The organism is Thermosulfurimonas sp. (assembly GCF_015491435.1).
Classification (GTDB): Bacteria; Desulfobacterota; Thermodesulfobacteria; order Thermodesulfobacteriales; family Thermodesulfobacteriaceae; genus Thermosulfurimonas_A.
On record NZ_WFVX01000187.1, the window covers coordinates 1 to 2,814 of the forward strand.

Genomic DNA, 2,814 nt, shown 5'->3' on the forward strand with positions numbered 1-2,814 from the left:
ACCACCAGCACGGTCCCTAGCTTACCATGCCCCGGCCTGCGGAAAAATTCCTTTCCTCTATTTCCTATCTTGACAATAGGAATTAAGGGGGTTATTTTCCTACTAGAATACTAGAGTAAGGTGGGGGCCATGAAGTTCGTAGAGAAGATGCAGGCCGATGTCACGGTGGACCTGGTTTATCGCATGTGTCCCATGCATCTGCTGGAGCCCGAGGAGTTCTTGAAGGAACTGGAGGTGGGCCAGATCCTGGAGATCCTTACCGATTACGACGGGGCCCTGGAGGATATCCCGGCCTGGTGCGCCAAGAAAGGTCAGGAATTCCTGGGGCTCAAGGAGGATGAGGGGTTCTTCCGTTTTTATATCAAAAAGGTTCGGGACACCGAAAAACATCCGGAGTTAAAACGATGAAGGAAAAAATCATTTATCTGGACCATGCCGCAGCCACCCCGGTTCTCCCGGAGGTATGGGAGGCCATCCAGCCCTATTTCCGGGAATGGTTCTGGAATCCCTCCGCGGTTTACGACCTGGGGGGCGAGATCCGGGAAAGGATCGAGGAGGCCCGGGCCCGGGTGGCGGATCTCATCGGAGCCGAAGCCGGAGAGATCATCTTCACCTCCTGCGGGGCCGAGGCCAATAACCTGGCCATCAAGGGGCTGGCCCTGGCCCACAGCAAAAAAGGCCGGCGTATCCTGGTCTCGGCCATCGAACATCACTCCGTTCTCAATAGCGCCCGCTTCCTGGAAAGACTGGGCTTCGAAATGGCCCTTATCCCGGTGGATTCGAAGGGGCGCGTAAACCCCGAAACCCTGCAAAAGATGCTCACCCCGGACACGATCCTGGTCTCGGTAGCGCACGCCAGCAACGAAATCGGCACCATCCAGGACATCCGCACCCTGGCCGAGATCGCCCACGCCAACGGTTCCTTCTTCCATACCGACGCCGTGGCCTCGGTGGGCCAGATCCCGGTCCAGGTAAAGGAACTGGGCGTGGATCTGCTCTCCCTTTCCGGGATCAGTCTGGGAGCACCCAAGGGGGTGGGAGCCCTCTATCTTCGCAAAGGGCTCCGGATCATGCCCCTTATTCACGGGGGAATCCAGGAAAGAGGCTGGCGGGCCGGAACAGAAAACGTACCCGGAATCATCGGGCTGGGGGTGGCGGCCCGGATCCTTAAGGAGCGCCTCCCCCGCAAGGGACCCTACCTCCGGAGGTTGCGCGATCGTCTGGTGGAAGGGATCCTCTCCCGGGTCCCCCGAACCCACTATACCGGCGATCCGGAGAGAAGACTCCCGGGACACGCCAGCTTCTGTTTCGAGGGCATCGAGGGCGAGGCCCTGGTCTTTACCCTGGCTGCATACGGAATCTACGGAAATACCGGCTCCGCCTGCGCCTCCAAGGCCCTGAAGACCTCGCCCGTGCTCCGGGCCATCGGTCTTCCCGAGGTGGTGGCCCAGGGATCCCTGGTCCTTACCCTGGAGGAATGGAACACCGAGGAGGAGATCGAACGGGTCCTCGAGGTCCTGCCTCAGGCCGTGGCCCGCTTGCGGGCCATGAGCCCGATCTGGAAAGAATAATGACTCAAGGAGGAGGTCTATGTTTACGGAAAAATACACGGAAAAAGTCCTGGAACACTTCACCCATCCCCGCAATATCGGAACTCTGGAGGATGCCGATGGGGTGGGCGAGGTGGGTAATCCCGCCTGCGGAGATATGATGACCTTTTACATCAAGGTACGGGATGGACGCATCGTGGATGTGAAGTACAAGACCTTCGGGTGCGTGGCGGCCATTGCCGTGGCCAGTGTGGTCAGCGAAATGGCCAAGGGCCGAACCCTGGAGGAGGCCAAGGCCCTCCGCAACGAAGACATCGCCCGGGAACTGGGCGGACTCCCCAAACAGAAATGGCATTGCTCGGTGCTGGGAGCCAAGGCCTTAAAGGAAGCCATCCTGGATTACGAGGCCCGCATCTCCGGTCAAAGTCGGGAAAAGGGCCCGCAAAAACCCCGCCGAAAACAGACCTGTCCGGAGTGCGGGGTCGAAAACCCCATCACCGCGCGTTTCTGTATGCAGTGCGGGGCTCCTCTGGAAAAGAAGTCCTAGGTCCCGGCTCGAAAAAGGCGTTTGAGCACCAGGGTGGCGTAAGAACCCCGGGGGAGGAAAAACCGCAAACGCACGGTGCGAGGATCCTCGAAACGGAAGCTCATCTCCCGGGGAAAGACCACCGCCTCGCGCGGATAGGTCTTAAAGACCAGCCCCCGCACCAGGGTCCTCAGACGGGAAAGGTCCTCGATCCCCTCCCGGCGCAGCACCTCCTGATAGAGATCCCGCCACCTTTCGGAAAGACGAAGTCGGGGACTGGGAAGGGGAAGTTTGAGGGTAAAAAGCTCGCTTTCCTCCGGGGGAAGCTCCCGATAAAAATAGAGTTCCCCCAGAAGATAGGGTAACCGAAAGTGCACCAGCCCCCTGCGGAGCAGATAGAGCTTCAGGATCTCGTTCCAGAGATAGGCCTGATAGGCCTGGGCCAGCAGGAGAAGATATTCGCTATCCACCAGGGCGAAGGCCCTTTTGAAGGTGCGTTTGCTGGGGCGGTGGGAGGAGAGAAACTCCAGAAGTCGTCTTTCCCAGGGACTGGGGGCCAGATCCAGGCAGGGAGCCACCCGGGGCCAGTGCCGACGCAGACATTCCCGGAAGGATGCGGTACGCTGGTATTCGTATTGCGAGCCCTCCACCAGAAGAAGATAGAGGGCCCTTTCGTAATTGCCGCACACGGCCTCACGGGCGGCAAAGCCCCGGCCGTGGCGTACCGAACCGAAACGC

At 59.7% G+C, this 2,814-nt stretch carries 4 protein-coding genes; 3 read left to right on the plus strand and 1 reads right to left on the minus strand.

Annotated elements, in window-relative coordinates:
* Positions 1 to 129 precede the first annotated feature (129 nt).
* Genes F8J34_RS08645 through F8J34_RS08655 form a run of 3 tightly spaced genes read left to right on the plus strand, consistent with a single transcriptional unit; the run spans position 130 to position 2,097 of the window.
* A complete protein-coding gene (locus F8J34_RS08645) occupies positions 130 to 408 on the plus strand; it encodes a sulfurtransferase TusA family protein (protein WP_297058399.1) in 279 nt (92 codons plus the stop codon).
* Positions 405 to 1,571: a cysteine desulfurase family protein gene (locus F8J34_RS08650; protein ID WP_297058401.1), complete on the plus strand. Its 1,167-nt coding sequence runs from the start codon at positions 405 to 407 to the stop codon at positions 1,569 to 1,571. The genes F8J34_RS08645 and F8J34_RS08650 overlap by 4 nt, the downstream gene beginning before the upstream one ends.
* 19 nt (positions 1,572 to 1,590) lie before the next feature.
* Positions 1,591 to 2,097, plus strand: a complete 507-nt coding sequence (locus F8J34_RS08655; protein WP_363315438.1) for an iron-sulfur cluster assembly scaffold protein — start codon at positions 1,591 to 1,593, stop codon at positions 2,095 to 2,097.
* On the opposite strand, the gene truD is transcribed toward F8J34_RS08655, so the two are convergent.
* On the minus strand, positions 2,094 to 2,814 hold a 721-nt coding region (truD, locus tag F8J34_RS08665), incomplete at its 5' end, for a tRNA pseudouridine(13) synthase TruD (RefSeq protein WP_297058403.1). The two genes, F8J34_RS08655 and truD, sit on opposite strands and share 4 nt — an antisense overlap.

What these genes read in the sequence shown, in the direction of transcription:
- F8J34_RS08645 (WP_297058399.1), top strand. Translation starts at nt 130, where the DNA reads ATGAAGTTCGTAGAGAAGATGCAGGCCGATGTCACGGTGGACCTGGTT.
- F8J34_RS08650 (WP_297058401.1), top strand. Translation starts at nt 405, where the DNA reads ATGAAGGAAAAAATCATTTATCTGGACCATGCCGCAGCCACCCCGGTT.
- F8J34_RS08655 (WP_363315438.1), top strand. Translation starts at nt 1,591, where the DNA reads ATGTTTACGGAAAAATACACGGAAAAAGTCCTGGAACACTTCACCCAT.